Source organism: Planktomarina temperata RCA23, from assembly GCF_000738435.1.
GTDB lineage: Bacteria > Pseudomonadota > Alphaproteobacteria > Rhodobacterales > Rhodobacteraceae > Planktomarina > Planktomarina temperata.
Map to the genome: position 1 here is coordinate 376638 of NZ_CP003984.1, position 16856 is coordinate 393493.

Genomic DNA, 16856 nt, shown 5'->3' on the forward strand with positions numbered 1-16856 from the left:
AAGGCCTTTGGGCAGCCTAATTTTGCCTTGAGAACAGTCCGAAAAGAAGCTGCGTGAGGGATTTTGTTTCCGGCTTTTCTGGAGAGCTGTCGATTGGTGAGCGCCCAGCTTCGGGCGGGATGCGATCGCGCAACATGGGCAGCGGGCCGGGTTTGGATTGATCTGTTATGGCCAGCATGGTTTCTCGCCAAATATCGGCCGGGATACTGCCGCCGGTCACGCCTTTGAGAGGTCGGTTGTCGTCATAGCCCATCCAGACGCCAATGACGAAATCAGAGGTAAAGCCAATAAACCAGGCATCCCTTGCCGCTTGGGTGGTTCCGGTTTTACCGGCAATTTCAATGCCGTCAATTTGAGCGCGCTGCCCGGTGCCCGATTGGATCACCTCATGCATCATAAATGTGAGCTCTTGGGCGGTTTGAGTGCGAATAACGCGTTCGCCAATGCCACCTGTGCGGCCCGCTAGGGGCTCACTTTCTCCCAAAAGCCTGAGCGACGTGATGCCATAGGGTTGAACCGATATGCCGCCGTTGAGGATGCCCGCATAGGCACCGGTCATTTCGATCAAGGTGCTTTCGGAGGTGCCAAGGGCCAGAGCGGGCCCATCCGCCAGCGCATCTTGCAGGCCGAAATCCCAGGCAATTTTCTGAACGATATCGCGGCCGATGTGTTCGGAAATCTTCACAGCTGGAATATTGAGCGATTGGGCTAAAGCTTGGGTATAACTCACCTCTCCGGCGAAAGTTTTGCTGTAATTGGAGGGGCTCCAAGCGCCGGATCCGGGGATATTGAGAGTGATCGGCTCATCACGGATGCGATCGAAGGGCGTATGTCCAAGCTCAAGCGCAGCGGCATAGACGAAAGGTTTGAAGGCAGATCCGGTTTGTCGCCGCGCCTGGGTGGCGCGGTTGAACGCCCCGGTCGTGCGCGTGTCGCGCCCGCCGATCATGGCCCGAACGGCGCCCTCTTTGTTCATCACAACAACGGCGACTTCCGCCTTGGAGCTCTTTGAGATCTTGTCATCAAACACCCGGCGTACAGCCTGCTCTGTCGCGGTTTGAATGGTTTGATCCAAAGTGGTTTGGATCAGCACATCTTCCGTGGTGTTGCGGGTGAAATATCTTGGGCCTGTCGTCATGATCCAATCGGCAAAATATCCCCCCGCGCGGGCAGTGGCCGCAGGGCTGAGGGTTGCGGGATTGGCTATCGCGAAACTGGCCTCGGCCGAGGAGAGATAATTTTCCCGCCGCATGAGGCCAAGGACCACTTCCGCACGGGCCTGTGCGCCCTTCAGATTATGGGTAGGTGCCAGCCGGGATGGGGCTTTGAGCAAGCCGGCCAGCATGGCGGCCTCCGCCGCATTCACTTGATTGGCAGATTTTCCGAAATACCTTTGAGCTGCGGCTTCAAAGCCGCGGGCCCCGGCGCCCAATGAGACGCGGTTGAGGTAGATTGTCAGGATCTCATCTTTGGAGTAGCGCAGCTCCATCGCGAGCGAGAAACTTGCCTCTTTGATCTTGCGCCAGAGCGTGGTTCGGCGGCATTGACGCTCATATTCGCGCTCAGAGGGCCATTCATCTGTGTCGAAAGCAACACCCAGGCAGAGCAGCTTTGCAGTTTGTTGTGTGATGGTTGAGCCGCCATGACCAGATAGGGGACCCCGCCCTTCACTCAAGTTGATGCGAATTGCGGAGGCCATGCCGCGGGGGCTGATGCCAAAATGGCGATAAAAACGCCGATCTTCCGTGGCTACGACCGCGGCCTTCAAAAATGGGGAAATCGTTTGAGCGGTGATCATGCCGCCAAATTGATCGCCGCGCCATGCGAAGACCGCCCCTTTGCGGTCCATGAGCGTGACCGACCCGGCCGCGCGCCCGTCAATCATCTCGCCAGCCTCCGGCAGGGTGGACGCGAAATAGGCCACGCCAAGGCCGAGCAACAAACAAACCACCAGCCCAAGCCGCCAGATTAAGGCCCAGAGCATGCGAAAGGGCAGCAAAAAGGCGCGCCAGAGGAGCGCGCGGAGCCGCCCAAACCCTCCCTTGGCGGGGGGCTTTTGCGGGGTTTGTTCCTGTTTTTGCTTGCGGGCTGGCGGCGGTCCTCTGCGATCTGCGACGAGGGGCTTGCTTGGCCCTGAATGTTTTTTTGCCATATGCCTGTTCGTTATTTGCTCTTTTAACGCAGTTTACTGCGCTGGAATGAATTTGTTGAGCCCAGTTTGGCACGCTCGGCGATAATTGACCATCGCCGGCTGTCTTGGCTTTCAATGAGGTTTGGAAATTTAAACCTTCTGGCAGCCGCAATGCCGCCAGAAGCGCGTCATTTTATGACTTTTACTTGAGGGCCGTGGCCAAAGCCTGTGCCAAAATTGGCACGGTATGCGCGTTGAGCCCGGCAATATTGATCCGGCTGTCAACGACCATATACACGCCATTATCCGCGCGAATGGTTTCGACCACTTCAGGAGAAACCCCCAAGCGCGAGAACATGCCGCGATGCTTTGCGATGAAATCGAAACGGTCTGAATTTGTCCGCTGGCGCAGCTCATCGGCCAGCTGTTGGCGCAGGTTGAGCATGCTTAGGCGGGTATCTTCCAGCTCGCTGGACCAGGTGCTGCGTAGCCCGGTATCGCCCAAAATCATCGTAACCAGCCGCGCGCCGTGATCGGGTGGAAAGGAGAAGTTTTGACGGTTCAAAAAGGCCATATTGCCTTGGGTGACTGCCTGAAGTGAGGCGGATGGCGAGATGGCCATTAAAATTCCAGTGCGCTCGCGGTAGATGCCAAAATTCTTTGAGCAGCTGGCTGCAATCAGGCACTCGGGCAATTGGCTGGCAATCTTGCGGGTGAAGCGCGCATCGTCTTCGAGCCCATCTCCGAAGCCTTGATAGGCGATGTCAACAAATGGAATAGCGCCATTGGCCGCTAGGGCTGCGATGATCTGATCTTCTTGCTCTGCGCTTAGGTTTGCCCCGGTTGGATTATGGCAACACCCATGCAGCAAGACGATATCGCCGGCGGGAATGGCTTTGATATCCGCCAGCATGGCGTCAAAATCCACATCGCCCGTTTGCGAGTCAAAATAGCGATACTCTGCCAGGGGCATACCAAGATATTTGACGATGGAAGGATGGTTGGGCCAAGTCGGATTGGACAGCCAAACCGTAGCCCTTGGCGCTGCGATTTTCACCAGCTCAAGAGCTTGGCGCACGGCCCCTGTGCCGCCTGGAGTGGCGACGGCTGAAAGGCGATCTGCGTCCACTGTTCCACCCAGAACCAAATCTATCATCGCCGCAGAAAATGCGGGATCTCCGGCCAATCCGACGTAGGCTTTGGTCTCCTGAGTTTTCCACAAGAGCTCTTCTGCAGATTTGATCGCGCGCATCACCGGAGTTGCGCCTGTGGCGTCTTTATAAACCCCAACGCCGAGGTCGATCTTGGTCTCCCGTGGATCGGCGCGGTAAGCGGCCATGAGGGCCAAGATTTTATCTTGTGGTTGGGCGGTTAGGTTGCTGAGCATCAGCTATCTCCAGTGGCAACATTGAGGGTTGGGAACTGGCCCCATTCGGTCCAGCTCCCGTCATAAAGCGCGTGATCGGTCTTGCCGATGCGTTCGAGGGCCAGCGATAACACGGCAGCCGTGACACCAGATCCGCAGGTTGTAATCGCAGGCTTGGATAAATCCACCCCAGCTTTGCGAAACTCTTCGTTCAGCTCGGCTGTGGTTTTCATCGTATGATCACCGTTGAGAACTTGGGTGAAGGGAAGATTTTTTGAGCCTGGAATATGGCCGGCCCGCAAGCCTTGGCGCGGTTCCGGCGCATCTCCGCGAAACCTTGCGGCGGCGCGGGCGTCAATAATCTCATGATCGCGCAATTTGGCGGCATGGGCGACCTGTGTGACGTCGCGCACCATATGGGGGCGCGGTTGCACGGTCATGTGGCGATCGCGAATGATTGGGGCGCCTGTGTCGACCGGATTGCCATCTGCAATCCATTTTGGCAGGCCGCCATCCAGAACGGCAATTGAATCATGCCCCATCATGCGAAAGAGCCACCAGACCCGCGCGGCTGAAAACAGGCCCTTAGAATCATAGACCACGATTTGATGCCCATCGCCAACACCCAGGGCGCGCACACGAGACATGAATTTTTCAACCGGCGGCACCATATGCGGCAGGCTGGAGCGATGATCGGAAATATCATCGATGTCAAAGAACCGTGCGCCCGGAATATGGCCTATTTCAAATTCAGCGAAACCATTGCGGTCTTCGTTTGGCAAATGCCAGCTTGCATCCAGAACGCGCAGGTCGGGATGTTTCAAATTGTTCTTGAGCCATTGTGTCGAGACAAGTGTCTTGGGATCGTCTTGTGCCATGCAGCCCCCTTGGGATGGCTTTGGATTTAACGGCTGCGGGGCAACAAAACAAGAGGGGCAAGGCCTATAGTTTGCAGCTGCGGCGCTTTAGATGCCTTGCTTCAAGAGACGTTGTTTTTGCCGGCCCCAGTCGCGTTTGGCCTCAGTGGCGCGTTTATCATGGTTCTTTTTGCCCTTGGCGATGCCCAATTTGATTTTCACCCGGCCCACATGGTTGAAATACATCACCAATGGCACAAGCGTCATTCCCTCGCGTTGCGTGGCATTCCAAAGCCGCGACAGCTCGCGTTTGGAAACCAGCAATTTGCGACGACGCTTTTCCACATGACCCCAGGTCTGTGCTTGCTCATAGGGGGCGATATAGGAGTTCACCAACCACAGCTCCCCCTCTTCAACCGCCGCGTAGCTTTCGGCGATGTTGCCAGATTTCTCCCGCAGAGATTTCACCTCCGACCCCATGAGCATGACGCCGCATTCGATATCGCTCTCAATCGCATAGTCGTACCGCGCGCGGCGGTATTCAGCGATGATTCGATAATTGGGATCTGATTTCGTTTGGGCCATGATGCCGCCTATATAGGTAGGGCAGATCGGCTTGCCAATGGGCCAGCCGAGTATTGCGCAAGCAAGATCCCCAAACCACGTTAATGGCTTGGGGGCAGTGGGCTTAGTCGATCAAACCCGCATAGCGCAGGGCGGCGTCCATGGCGGATTTGGCGTCATCGCTCAAGCCAACCAAAGGTGAGCGCACCTCTTGCGTGCACAGCCCCAACTTGGACAGACCGTATTTGGCGCTGACCAGACCGGGTTCTTGGAATGTGGCGAGATGCAGCGGCATCAAATTATCGGTAATTTTGAGCGCGGTTTCATAATCGCCAGCCAAAGTGGCCTCTTGCATTTGCGCGCAAAGCGCCGGGGCCATATTGGCCGTCACCGAGATACACCCGATGCCGCCATGGGCGTTGAAGCCTAGGGCCGTTGCATCTTCGCCCGAGAGTTGGACAAAATCTTCACCGCAGGTAAGGCGCTGTTTTGGAACGCGCGACAGATCCCCTGTGGCATCTTTGACGCCAATGATATGTTTGTGAGCGGCCAGCTCGCCCATGGTTTCAACACTCATATCCACCGCGGAACGGCCGGGGATATTGTAGATGATTATATCCATGCCGCAGTCGGCCGCGGCCAGAAAATGTGCCTTCAACCCGGCCTGCGTGGGTTTGTTGTAATAGGGGGTTACCACCAAAGCCGCAGTGGCGCCCGCCTCTTTGGCCGCTTTGACCAGGCGCACGGTTTCGGCGGTATTGTTGGAGCCTGCACCGGCAATCACCGGAACCCGTCCGGCCGCCTGGGCAACCACAACTTCCACAACCCTGTCATGCTCTTCATGGGTCAAGGTCGGGCTTTCCCCGGTTGTGCCCACTGGCACCAACCCATGGCTGCCTTGGTCAATATGCCAATCGACCAGCTTCTTGAGCGCATCAATATCCACTTTGCCGTTTGCAAACGGCGTGACAAGTGCAGGCAGAGATCCTGTAATCATAGCGCTTCCTTTCATCTGGGGCATGAGTGCCCGGGCAGTCGTCGGCGGACACTAGCTTGCCGCGCCGGATTTGCCAAGATTTGCGATTGAAAGTTTTTGTCTCAGAGCGCAAGTTGGGCGCTATGCGTATTATCCTTTTTCTTGTGGTCACTTTGTGTTTTGCAACCTCGGCCTCGGCACAAGACGCGGCGGCGCTGGCCTCTGTGCGTGCGGCCTATGCGGCGCAAGCGAAGGGCAAATGGGACGAGGCGCTGCGTCTGGCGGCGCCGGCAGGGCAGGTGGCTGTTGATCTCATTCAATGGGATCGTCTGCGCGCTGGGCGTGGTCAATTTTCACAAGCCATTGAGTTTTTGCACCGCCGCCCCGATTGGCCGGGTCTACCCTATTTGCGAAAGCGCTCTGAGGCCACTATTGAGGCCGATGCCGCGCCGCAGGATGTGATTGCCTTTTTCTCGGACACTCCGCCGAAGACCGCGAAGGGCTCTTTGCGACTGGCGCAGGCGCTCCATAAAACGGGGCAGAAGGCGGCAGCAATTACAGCGGCCCAATGGGGCTGGAGCAGTTTCAGCATGCTGAGGAGCCTCGAGGACGAGTATCTCGAGATGTTTGGGCCGCATTTGGAAAGCCTGCATGACTCACGCTTGGATCAGTTGCTCTGGCAGGGCGATGTGACCGGTGCTGAACGATTGCTTGAGCGCGTCAACGCTGGGCAGGCGCATTTGGCCAAGGCTCGAATAGCGCTGCAAAAGAAAGAAAACGGCGTCACGCCTCTGCTGGCCAATGTGCCCAAACCCCTGAAATCCGATCCCGGGTTGGCCTATGACCGGTTTCAATGGCGCCTTGCGCGCGGGCTAAGGGATGGCGCCATCGATCTGATGTTGCAACGATCCTCCTCCGCCCTGGCTTTGGGACGACCGGCGAAATGGGCCAGCCGGCGCATGTCCTTTGCGCGGGATTTCCTGTGGGATGGGGATTATGCAAAGGCCTATGATCTGGCCGCAAATCACCATTTGGCGCCGGGAGATGACTATGCGGCCCTAGAGTGGCTGGCGGGCTTTATCGCTTTGCGAAAATTGAAGCGCCCTGAGACGGCTTTGGTGCATTTCAAAAACCATGGATCAGCTGTGGGCAGCGAAATTTCACTGGGCCGCACCTATTATTGGCAAGGTCGGGCCTTGAGGGCCATGGGCCAAGCGGACAAGGCGCAGCAGGCCTTTGTCCAAGGCGCGGGCTATCAAACCTCGTTTTATGGATTGCTGGCCGCCCAAGAGGCGCGCCTGCCGATGCAATCCAGTTTAGCCGGAAATGAGCTGGTAACAGAGTGGCGGCGGGTAGAGTTTGTGAAGTCCAGCGTCTATGAGGCTGGGATCTTGTTGATTCAGGTCGATCGTTCGCGGTTTGGCGTGCGATTTTTGACCCATTTGGCCGAAAGTCAAAGCCCGCAGGGGCTCGCGCAAATGGGGCGCATGGCCGAAGAGCTGGGCCACCCTTATCTGGAGCTCATGCTGGGCAAGCGCGCCTCGCGCTATGGCACGATGATGGAGCGGCATTTCTATCCGCTCACCTCCCGACTGATGCGGCCCGACACAATCGCGCCCGAGTTGGCTTTGGCGATTGCGCGTCGGGAAAGCGAATTTTTTGCCGGTGCAATCTCAGGGGTTGGGGCGCTGGGCTTGATGCAGGTCATGCCTCGAACAGCCAAGGAAATGGCGGGCAAGCTGGGGATAGGCTATTCGCGCAGCAGGATGCTCAAAGATCCAGATTACAATGCGACAATCGGCATTCGGTATCTTGAGGAGCTGACCGAAGAATTCGGCAACAGCCCCGTCCATATTGCCGCCGCCTATAATGCAGGCCCCAGCCGCGCCCATGCTTGGACGGCCAAACTTGGAGATCCGCGGTCGCCAGAGGTAGATGTGATCGATTGGATTGAGCAAATTCCGTTTAGCGAGACTCGCAATTACGTCATGCGGGTGACGGAAAGCCTGCCCAATTATCGTGCGCGTCTGGCGGGGCAGGCGGTGCCTTTGCAGTTTTTGCAGGAACTGAAAGGTGCCTATAACCCAGAGCCGATTTTTGCCGCTCCCGCGGTTTCTCTGCGCCCGGTCAGCCGGTAACGCCGTCGCCCCACAACCGCCCAGGTGCTGCCTTAGCAGCGCGCGGCTTAGCTTTTGGCCACTCTTGCGCGCCAGAGGGTGAACAGTCCGGCAGCGACAACCAAAAGAGCGCCGATGGCCACATTCGGACGCACCACCTCACCAAAAACCAAAACGCCGATGGAGGCGCCGAACACCAATTGCAGATAGGTGAAGGGTTGTACGGCGCTGGCCTCGGCCACCTCATAGCAGCGAATGAGCAGCCAATGCCCCACGGACCCAGTGCAGCACAGGCAGAGCATCAAGCCCCAGTCGCTGGGGCTCATATTCTCAAAATGAAAAGCGCCAATGACACTCATCAACAGGCACCCCATGACGCCGGTCCAAAAGAAACTGGTTGCGGTGCTGTCGAGGCGAGCGACATAGCGCGTGAGCAGGCTATAAAGGGCGAACATGAAAGCCGCGAAAAAAGGAATGATCGCATAGGGGGAGAAGACCCCGAAGCCCGGCTTTAAGATCACCAAAACCCCGCAAAACCCCACGGCAATCGCGAGCCAACGCCGCCAACCGACTGTCTCGCCGAGAATGGGGCCCGAGAGCGCTGCGACGATGAGCGTATAGGCTGAGAAAATTGCCAGGCTTTCCACCATACCGAGCAGGGTAAAGCCGGTGACCATCACGCAGATTTCTGCGGCCAAGAGCACCCCGCGGAAGGCCTGAAGTGCGGGCTGTTTGGTGCGCGCCGCATTGCGCAATCCCCCGGCTTGTTTGGCCGAAACAGTCATGACGAAAGCGGCAAAGAACCAGTAGCGCACCATGACAACCATATAGACGTTGTAGGTCGAGGAGAGGTGCAGGCTCAAACCATCTTGCAGCGCGAAGATCATGGTGGTCGCAACCATGAGCAGAACGCCAAGCCGTGTATTGGTGCCGGCACTCACGGTTTAAATCCCTGCGTCATGTGTCTTTTGCGGCCAAAGCCAGGGCAACGGGTGACCTCAAATCCACCCGCTTGCAACCCGCGGCGGACAAAGCCTGCGGCCGTATAGGTGGCGCAGCTTCCGCCCGTTTTGGTATGTGCGGCGACCTCGGCCATGAGGCTGGCTTCCCAAAGCTCTGGGTTTTTGGCAGGAGAAAACCCATCTAAAAACCAAGCATCTGCCTGGCCTGACCATTCGGGCAGGGTGTCGCGGGCGTCTCCCAAAATCAACTCAAAGTGCAGATCAGGCAGGGTGATGCGGCTGCCCCACAGGGGGGCCAATTCTCTGGCGAGCTCTTGTAGCGGGGCAAAGGCTTTATGGGCTGCGATCATTTGATCTGGCGACAAAGGGAAGGCTTCAAAGCTCGTGTAGTGCAAAACACCGAACTGCCCTGATCGTCGCCAAGCGGCCAAGGAGACTAACAGGTTCAACCCCGTGCCAAACCCCAATTCGGCGATATGGAATCCATCGCAATAGCGCTCGGGCAGATGATTGCCTGCGAGAAACACATGCTCGGTTTCCGCCAGCCCATCGTCGAGCGAGAAGTAAGGGTCATCAAATTTTGTGGAGAAGGGCGTGTCTGCGCGCCATTCTATGCTATGGGGCTGGTGGTTGAGCATGGTCTACCCTAAGTATTTTCACGACCATGCAGAAGGGCGATGATTTTGGCAACTGCTGATGTAACGATTCTCGGGGCCGGAGTGTTTGGTCTGTCGATTGCGTTCTGTGCCGCGCAACGGGGGGCGCGGGTGCGGGTGATTGATCCCAATGGTGTGGCGCAGGGGGCCAGTGGCGGGCTGGTTGGAGCTTTGGCGCCCCATACGCCCGATCTATGGCTGCCCAAAAAGCAATTCCAGCTGGAAAGCCTGCTGCTTGCCCGTGAATTTTGGCCTGAGGTGGAGCGGATATCGGGTCTGCCGACCGGCTATGCCAATCATGGGCGGCTGCAACCGATCAATGAAGAAAGATTGATTGCTCTTGCGCTATCACGCATTGGAGATGCTGAGACAAATTGGGGTGATGCGGCGGTTTGGGAGGTCATTTCAGCCAGCAAAGCCGGGCCTTGGGCGCCCCCTTCTGCATCGGGGCAGCTGGTGCGTGATACGCTTTCGGCCCATATTCACCCGCGTCAGGCCACCAAAGCTCTGGGGCAGGCGGTGTTGGAGCTTGGCGGGGTGATCACAGCCGCGGGTGCACGCCAAGGTGCGATTGTGGATGCGCGTGGCTGGCGCGGCTTGCTCGAGTTGTCACAAGTTCTTGGCACAGAGATCGGCAATGGGGTTAAGGGGCAAGCGGCCTTGTTAGATCTGGCCCGCCCCGGTGCGGCGCAGCTCTTTGCAGAGGGGCTGCATGTGGTGCCGCATTTGGATGGCACAGTGGCCATTGGATCGACCAGTGAGCGGTATTTTAAGTCTCCAGATCAGACCGACGGCCAGCTTGATGACTTGATTGCCAAGGCCAAGCGATTATTTCCTGAGTTGCGCTGCGCCCCTGTTATCGAACGCTGGGCCGGGGTGAGGCCCCGGGCTTTTTCCCGCGCGCCTATGTTGGGCCAGCATCCGGTTCATTCGGATTGGTTTATCGCCAATGGCGGGTTTAAAATTGGCTTTGGGATGGCTCCAAAGATTGCGCAAGTGATGACCGCGCTTATCTTGGATGGTGAGGATCAGATCCCGGATGATTTTAGAGCGGCGGCAAGTTTGAGGCGCAAAAATGATACATAAAACTCCCCCCATAGTTGCCAGCCTAGATCACCTGGTCTTGACGGTGACGGATGTGGCTGCAAGCGTCGCGTTTTATCGCGACATCTTGGGACTGCAGCCGCTTGAATTTCAAGCGGCTGATGGCAGCCGGCGTTGGGCCTTGGCCTTTGGCGCGCAAAAAATCAATTTGCATCCGGCACAAGCCCCTTTTGCGCCCCATGCGGCAGAGCCGCGGGCCGGGGCGGCGGATCTGTGCTTTTTGTCGCCAATCCCACTGGATGAATGGTCCGCATATTTCGAAGCCTGTGGGCAAAGGGTGCTAGATGGGCCTGTCCAGCGCAGTGGGGCGCTTGGTCCAATTGTCTCGCTTTATATCCGTGACCCGGATGGAAATCTTCTGGAAATTGCCAACCAGATTTAGAAGAATTCCTGGAGTGGCCCCTATGTGCGGTCGCCTTGGTAGGGCAGGAAAGCCTCAATCGCTGCAGTGGCAATGACGATGACATTGCCGGTATCTGGATTGGTCACATTTTGCCCCCCAAAAACGGCGCGCACCTCGGCGCGACCGCGTGGCAGGGTTTCTGCCAGCGCTTTTGTGTCCACTTGCGCCGGGTCTTGGACACCTATGGTCACCTGAACACGCATCTCTTGCGGGGTAAGGCCAAGCGTGGGTTCCAGGGCTTGGAACATCGGAATAGCGGAATGGCGAAAAGCGTCTTCAATCGCGCGGCCTGCGGCTTTGGTATAATCCTGACCATATTGATCATTGCCTATGCCCATTTCGATAATGAATCTTTGATCGCTCATGAGGCCACCTTCAAATCTAAGGAAACAGAAATCGCGACATTTGCCATCACCGTGGGCAGCCCATCTGGCCGCGGCACATCAAGACCACCCGGGACGACTGTGACCTGCACTTGCCCATAGGGGAAGATCTCTGCCACGGCGTTGACATCTACTGAAGCGGGATTTTGAACGGCCACTTCCACATCAATCAGCATATCCTTTTTGGCCTTGCCGAATAATTCTGCCAGGTTGATCGAATTGTGCCACAGCGCGTCCTTGACGCCGCGCACTGCCGCTTGTGTGTAATCTTGCCGGCGCAGGGAGGCGCCCATGCCAAACTCTGTCAGCAATCGTTTTACGGCCATGGTCATGCCCTCACTTTATTTTAAAATTCAACGCCGATTTGCGCCTTGATGCCTGAACGGAAGGGGTGTTTGATCAGCTCCATTTCCGTCACCAAATCGGCCGCTTCAATCAAATCTGCATGGGCGTTGCGCCCAGTGAGCACCACATGGGTCATGGGCGGTTTTTCATCGCGCAAAAAGGCGATGACCTCCTGGATATCAAGATAGTCATAACGCAGAGCGATATTGATCTCATCCAAAAGCACCATGTGATTGCTTTCATCCCTGATCAGCTCTTTGGCTTTGGCCCAAGCGGCCTGCGCCATTTCGGTGTCGCGGGTTTTGTCTTGGGTTTCCCAAGTGAATCCCTCGCCCATGGTATGAAAGGCGCAAAGATCGGTGAAATGCTCTAAGATTAGATCCCGCTCGCCCGTGCTCATTCCGCCTTTGATGAACTGCACCACGGCACATTTACGCTTATGAGCAATGTGGCGGAAAATCATATTGAAGGCTGCGGAGGATTTGCCCTTGCCCTTGCCGGTATGGACGATCACCAAGCCTTTTTCATCCGTCTTGGTTGCCATGATCTTGTCACGCGCGGCTTTTTTCTTAGCCATTTTCATGGCATGGCGATCAACATCTTCACTCATGGTGGGCTCCTGTAATTTTGCGTCAGTTTATCGCCTTGGGGGAGGGACGCAAGCAAGGCTTTGTTAACCATGTCTTGGCAGTGTCGGTTTATGCGCTTTCTTTGGATGCTCCTGCCGCTTTTGGCCTGCAATACGCCTTCCTTTGAGTTTTCCGGTGTGCCGGCGCAGCGGGTGATCGTCGGTAAATCGGTTTTCGATGTGCGCATGGTTGGGGATCGGGCCGAAGCGATCCGTATCAATCGCGAATGGGCGCCAAGTTTGAACTATACAGCCGCTCGGTTCGCCCGCGCATTTGAAGCGGCCAGCGGTTGCAAACTGCGTCCCTATTCCATGCAGGGCGACCAGGTTGTAATGCAGGCACGGCTGAAGTGCGACATCCCGCGGCGCAGCAACCCTTTGCCGCAACGGCGCTCACTGGATTGCAGCATCTTTGAGACCACGCCGGGGGTTATGATTTGTGACGAAATTTATCCGGTGGCGGTGCCGGGCGGGTAATGCGCGCTTTTGTGCTGCGTAGTCAGGACACCAAATGGCAGGCGGTGCGATGCCCATTGTCGTCTGATATCAACGCGGGCTCCTGCTGATGGCAGAGCTCTTGCGCCACTGGGCAGCGATTGGCGAAGCGGCAGCCTTTGGGCAGGTTTACCGGGTCCGGTGGATCGCCTGGGATCAAAATGCGTTTTTGGCTGGCCCGTTTCACCCGGTCGACGGTGGGAACCGCAGAGAGCAGCGCTTGCGTATAGGGATGGCGCGGCGCTGTGAACAAACTCATGCGGTCTGCATGCTCAACGATCCGGCCCATATACATCACCGCGATGCTGTCACTCATGTGCTGCACCACGCCGAGATCATGGCTGATAAATAAATAGGTCAAGCCAAAGTCTTTTTGCAGTTTGCGCAGCAGGTTCAATATTTGCGCCTGCACCGCCACATCCAAGGCGGATACGGGCTCATCGCAGATAATTAACTCGGGCTGGGTGGCCAGAGCGCGTGCAATGCCAATGCGTTGGCGTTGACCGCCTGAGAATTGATGCGGGAAAAGCCGTTGTTGTTCGGGCCGCAGACCCACCGCTTGGAATAAACCCTCAACAATCTGGGTTTTCTCTGCCGCCGACTTGTTGGATAGGCTGTCTAAAGGCTCGCGTACAATCGCCTCCGCCCGCTGGCGCGGATTGAGGCTGGAATAGGGGTCTTGGAAGATGAATTGCACTTTTTGGCGGAAGGCGCGTAGGTCCTCGTCTTGGGTTTGTAGCACATCTTCACCGCCAAGGCACACTGAGCCACTATGCGCTTTAACCAAGCGCGCAACAGCCAGCGCAGCCGTCGTTTTGCCCGATCCGCTTTCGCCAACAATGGCGAGGGTTTCGCCTTTTTTGACGGCAAAGGAGATGTCATCGACCGCATAGAGATAGGATTTCTTGCCCCAGCCGCCGCCGCGCTTGACTTCAAATCTGACGGTGAGATTGTCGACATTCAAAAGATCAGACATCACAGCTCCTCCGCATGCCAGCAATCGGCGGATTGCGCATTGGCGAATTCCTTCGGCTTTGGCCGGCCGGCCAAACAGGCCTCTGTGAGATAGCGACAGCGGGAGGCAAAGAGGCATTGGTCTTTGCCAAATTCTCGCAGGCTGGGCACAATACCGGGCACCTCTACCAAATCATGACGGGTTGAGCTCAATTCGCTTTGAATATGCGGCACGCATTCAATCAACCCTTTGGTATAAGGGTGACGGGGGTGATCGATGATCTGATCGACCGGTCCCAACTCAGCCTTGCGTCCCGCATACATGACGATCATCCGCTCCGCCATTTCCGCAACCGCGCCCATGTCATGGGTGATCAAAATAATGGCCGCACCGGTTTGCTTGCGCAAATCGCCCAGCAGATCAAAAATTTGCGCCTGAACGGTGACATCCAGCGCCGTTGTCGGCTCGTCCGCGATCAAAATTTTGGGGGCACAGGCCAGAGCCATTGCGATCATCGCCCTTTGCCGTTGCCCGCCGGACATTTGAAACGGGTAATCGCCGGCGCGGCCCTTGGGGTTGGGGATGCGCACCGCATCCAATAGCGCGATGGCCTGTTCCCAGGCCGCTTTGCGTGAGAGTCCTTGATGCGCGCGCAGCACTTCTGCAATTTGCTCCCCGATGGTCAGTACCGGATTGAGGGAGGTCATTGGCTCTTGGAAAATCATAGAGATGTCATTGCCGCGAATTTTGCGCAGTCGGGCATCGCTGGCCTGTGCCAGGTCCTCGTCTTCAAACAAAATATGCCCGCTGGCAATACGGCCAACATTGGCGGGTAAAAGCCCCATGAGCGCCAATGCCGTCATCGACTTGCCGCAGCCGCTTTCGCCGACAAAGCTTAGGGTTTCGCCCGCGTTTAAGCTGAAGGAGAGATCATCGATGACAGGGGCAACCCCGTCGCGTGTGGTCAATTCAATGGTGAGGTTTTGAACGTCTAAAAGTGGGCGCATCATCTTTGCCTCAACTTTGGGTTCAGCGCGTCGTTCAACCCATCTCCAACCAAAGAAATCGCCAGCACCGTCACAAAAATAGCAACGCCGGGGATGGTGACCGTATAGCCTGCATCCAGAATATATTGGCGATTGGAGCCAATGATTTGCCCCCAGCTGACGACATTGGGATCGGTCAGGCCAAGGAAAGACAGGCCCGCTTCAAAAAGGATTGCCGATCCGACCATAAGCGCCGATTGCACGATGATCGGCGGAAGGGCGTTGGGCAGGATCACGCGAAACATCAGTTTCATGTTGGACGCGCCCGAGGCCCGCGAGGCCATAACATATTCCAGCTCGCGGATGCGCAGAAATTCTGAGCGCGTGATCCGAGCCACGGCGGTCCAGCTGACGATGCCTATGGCAAAGGTGATCATCGGCAGCGAGGCTCCGAAGAGCGCCACCAAGACCATCGAAAACAGCAAGGTTGGCAACACTTGGAAAAATTCCGTGATCCGCATGAGCACCTCTTCCACAATTCCGCGATAAAACCCGGCAAGGGCGCCCACTGTGACGCCAATGATCACAGTCATCAGCGCCGCCGAAAGGCCGATCATCAGGGATACTTTGGCGCCATTGATGATCATCGCCAACAGATCGCGTCCGAGATAGTCGGTGCCCAGCAAGAACCCTTCCTCGCCGGGAGGGGAGAACGGCGCCCAGACCATTTCGAAGGGATCTGTGGGATAGAGCGCAGGGCCAAAGATCGCGCCGAAGGTGATCAGGATGAGAAGCGCCAAAGCGGCAACAGCGGCCGTATTCTTGCGAAACATCGCCCAGCTTTCTGTAACAGGGTGCTGGGCCTGCGGCGTTTCTTCTTCGTGGATTTCTGGACGGGTCATTTGCGGCCTCCCACGCGTGGATCGACAAGCCGCAGCGCCAGATCGGTGAGCAAATTTCCGACAATCACCACCAAAGCTGAGAAGAAAAGAATGCCAAGAATTGTGGGCGTATCGCGGGCGATGATGGATTGGAAGGCGAGGGTGCCAAGGCCTGGCCAGCTGAATACAGCCTCGACCAGCACCGCGCCCGAGAGCACTGCGGAAAACTGCAGGCCCGCCAAGGTTATCACCGGTGAGAGCGCATTTTTCAGCGCATGTTTATAGACCACCTGATGATCGCTTAGGCCTTTGGCCTTGGCGGTGCGAATGTAGTCGGAGCCCAAGACTTCCATCATTGAGGCGCGCGATAGGCGCGAATAGAGCGCGAGAAAGATGGAGCCAAGTGTGACGGCGGGCAGAACCAAATGCCGCGCAACATCCACAAAATGGGTCCAAAATCCACCTTCCACGGTCACGTCACGCATGCCAGCGACCGGGAACCAATGCACGTTGAGCGAAAAAGTGATGAGCAGCAAAATACCGGTCCAAAAGACGGGGGCGGAATAGCCAAACAGCGCCAGGAATGTCACGACATAGTTGGAGATGCCTTTGGGCTTGCGCGCTGAGATGACACCCAGAACAACGCCGATGATTAGGGCGGCAATCTGCGCCGTAAGGACCAAGAGCAACGTGGCTGGCAGGCGTTCAAGGATCAATCGGCTGACTGGTTGATTGTAAAAGAACGAATAGCCCAAATCAAACTGAGCCACATTGGCAATGTATTTTCCCAGCTGCACGATGAAGGGTTGATCAAGCCCGTAGCTCACGCGGATCTCATCAAGAATTTCTTGATCTGCCCCGCCCATAGATTGGCTGATGGTATCGGCCACATCGCCAGGCGCCAGATGCATGAGTGAGAAATTCAGCACCAAGACCGCAAACAGCAATGCGGCGGCATAGAGAACGCGGATGATAATGGTGCGTAAAATGCCCAAAGTCTTCGCCTTACTTGAAAAGATGCGCGGGCCGGTTTTGCGCGGCCCGCGC

Annotated in this window: 18 protein-coding genes; 4 read left to right on the plus strand and 14 right to left on the minus strand. The window is 56.8% G+C overall.

Translation table 11 applies throughout. From position 1 onward, the window contains the following. Positions 1 to 16 precede the first annotated feature (16 nt). The 5 genes from RCA23_RS01785 to dapA form a co-directional block, all read right to left on the minus strand. Entirely contained in the window at positions 17 to 2152 is a 2136-nt protein-coding gene (locus RCA23_RS01785) for a transglycosylase domain-containing protein (protein ID WP_044048788.1), read from the minus strand. 181 nt (positions 2153 to 2333) lie between these two features. Further along, positions 2334 to 3518, minus strand: coding sequence for an amino acid aminotransferase (locus RCA23_RS01790; protein WP_044048789.1), 1185 nt, complete (start codon positions 3516 to 3518; stop codon positions 2334 to 2336). Next, positions 3518 to 4375 (minus strand): 3-mercaptopyruvate sulfurtransferase, encoded by an 858-nt coding sequence (sseA, locus tag RCA23_RS01795; RefSeq protein ID WP_044048790.1) that lies wholly within the window; start codon positions 4373 to 4375, stop codon positions 3518 to 3520. Before sseA ends, RCA23_RS01790 begins: the two co-directional genes overlap by 1 nt. A gap of 87 nt (positions 4376 to 4462) precedes the next feature. Beyond that, on the minus strand, positions 4463 to 4939 hold the full coding sequence (gene smpB, locus RCA23_RS01800) for an SsrA-binding protein SmpB (RefSeq protein ID WP_044048791.1): 477 nt from the start codon (positions 4937 to 4939) through the stop codon (positions 4463 to 4465). Between the two features lie 103 nt (positions 4940 to 5042). Further along, positions 5043 to 5915 (minus strand): 4-hydroxy-tetrahydrodipicolinate synthase, encoded by an 873-nt coding sequence (dapA, locus tag RCA23_RS01805; protein ID WP_044048792.1) that lies wholly within the window; start codon positions 5913 to 5915, stop codon positions 5043 to 5045. A gap of 122 nt (positions 5916 to 6037) precedes the next feature. Here dapA and RCA23_RS01810 point away from each other — a divergent pair, with 122 nt between their 5' ends. Continuing rightward, positions 6038 to 8032: a transglycosylase SLT domain-containing protein gene (locus RCA23_RS01810; RefSeq protein ID WP_169701305.1), complete on the plus strand. Its 1995-nt coding sequence runs from the start codon at positions 6038 to 6040 to the stop codon at positions 8030 to 8032. Between the two features lie 47 nt (positions 8033 to 8079). Here the strand turns inward: RCA23_RS01810 and RCA23_RS01815 are convergent, their stop codons facing one another. After that, entirely contained in the window at positions 8080 to 8952 is an 873-nt protein-coding gene (locus RCA23_RS01815; RefSeq protein WP_044048793.1) for a DMT family transporter, read from the minus strand. After that, a complete protein-coding gene (gene mnmC2, locus RCA23_RS01820; protein ID WP_044048794.1) occupies positions 8949 to 9611 on the minus strand; it encodes a tRNA (5-methylaminomethyl-2-thiouridine)(34)-methyltransferase MnmC2 in 663 nt (220 codons plus the stop codon). The genes RCA23_RS01815 and mnmC2 overlap by 4 nt, the downstream gene beginning before the upstream one ends. Before the next feature lie 39 nt (positions 9612 to 9650). Here mnmC2 and RCA23_RS01825 point away from each other — a divergent pair, with 39 nt between their 5' ends. Continuing rightward, complete coding sequence (locus tag RCA23_RS01825) at positions 9651 to 10715, plus strand: NAD(P)/FAD-dependent oxidoreductase (protein ID WP_347721369.1); 1065 nt, start codon at positions 9651 to 9653, stop codon at positions 10713 to 10715. Continuing rightward, positions 10705 to 11115: a VOC family protein gene (locus RCA23_RS01830; RefSeq protein WP_044048795.1), complete on the plus strand. Its 411-nt coding sequence runs from the start codon at positions 10705 to 10707 to the stop codon at positions 11113 to 11115. Before RCA23_RS01825 ends, RCA23_RS01830 begins: the two co-directional genes overlap by 11 nt. A gap of 20 nt (positions 11116 to 11135) precedes the next feature. Here the strand turns inward: RCA23_RS01830 and RCA23_RS01835 are convergent, their stop codons facing one another. From RCA23_RS01835 to cobO, 3 genes are read right to left on the minus strand one after another with little or no spacing between them, the layout of a single operon-like run. Further along, positions 11136 to 11501 (minus strand): Lin0512 family protein, encoded by a 366-nt coding sequence (locus tag RCA23_RS01835; protein ID WP_044048796.1) that lies wholly within the window; start codon positions 11499 to 11501, stop codon positions 11136 to 11138. After that, positions 11498 to 11845: a Lin0512 family protein gene (locus RCA23_RS01840; protein ID WP_044051183.1), complete on the minus strand. Its 348-nt coding sequence runs from the start codon at positions 11843 to 11845 to the stop codon at positions 11498 to 11500. The genes RCA23_RS01835 and RCA23_RS01840 overlap by 4 nt, the downstream gene beginning before the upstream one ends. Positions 11846 to 11865: 20 nt before the next feature. Then, complete coding sequence (gene cobO, locus RCA23_RS01845) at positions 11866 to 12474, minus strand: cob(I)yrinic acid a,c-diamide adenosyltransferase (RefSeq protein WP_044048797.1); 609 nt, start codon at positions 12472 to 12474, stop codon at positions 11866 to 11868. Between the two features lie 90 nt (positions 12475 to 12564). Between cobO and RCA23_RS01850 the strand changes: the two genes are divergently transcribed. Continuing rightward, positions 12565 to 12969, plus strand: a complete 405-nt coding sequence (locus RCA23_RS01850) for a hypothetical protein (protein WP_052376978.1) — start codon at positions 12565 to 12567, stop codon at positions 12967 to 12969. A gap of 22 nt (positions 12970 to 12991) precedes the next feature. Here RCA23_RS01850 and RCA23_RS01855 read toward each other — a convergent pair whose 3' ends face one another. Genes RCA23_RS01855 through RCA23_RS01870 form a run of 4 tightly spaced genes read right to left on the minus strand, consistent with a single transcriptional unit; the run spans position 12992 to position 16804 of the window. Beyond that, the gene (locus RCA23_RS01855; RefSeq protein ID WP_044048798.1) at positions 12992 to 13963 is read right to left on the minus strand and encodes an ABC transporter ATP-binding protein; all 972 of its coding nucleotides are present in this window, start codon (positions 13961 to 13963) and stop codon (positions 12992 to 12994) included. Beyond that, positions 13963 to 14952 carry an ABC transporter ATP-binding protein gene (locus RCA23_RS01860; protein WP_044048799.1) on the minus strand — a complete coding sequence of 330 codons (990 nt, stop codon included), beginning with the start codon at positions 14950 to 14952 and terminating at the stop codon, positions 13963 to 13965. Before RCA23_RS01860 ends, RCA23_RS01855 begins: the two co-directional genes overlap by 1 nt. Continuing rightward, positions 14949 to 15830 (minus strand): ABC transporter permease, encoded by an 882-nt coding sequence (locus tag RCA23_RS01865; RefSeq protein WP_044048800.1) that lies wholly within the window; start codon positions 15828 to 15830, stop codon positions 14949 to 14951. The genes RCA23_RS01860 and RCA23_RS01865 overlap by 4 nt, the downstream gene beginning before the upstream one ends. Continuing rightward, positions 15827 to 16804: an ABC transporter permease gene (locus RCA23_RS01870; protein ID WP_044048801.1), complete on the minus strand. Its 978-nt coding sequence runs from the start codon at positions 16802 to 16804 to the stop codon at positions 15827 to 15829. The genes RCA23_RS01865 and RCA23_RS01870 overlap by 4 nt, the downstream gene beginning before the upstream one ends. Positions 16805 to 16856 lie beyond the last annotated feature (52 nt).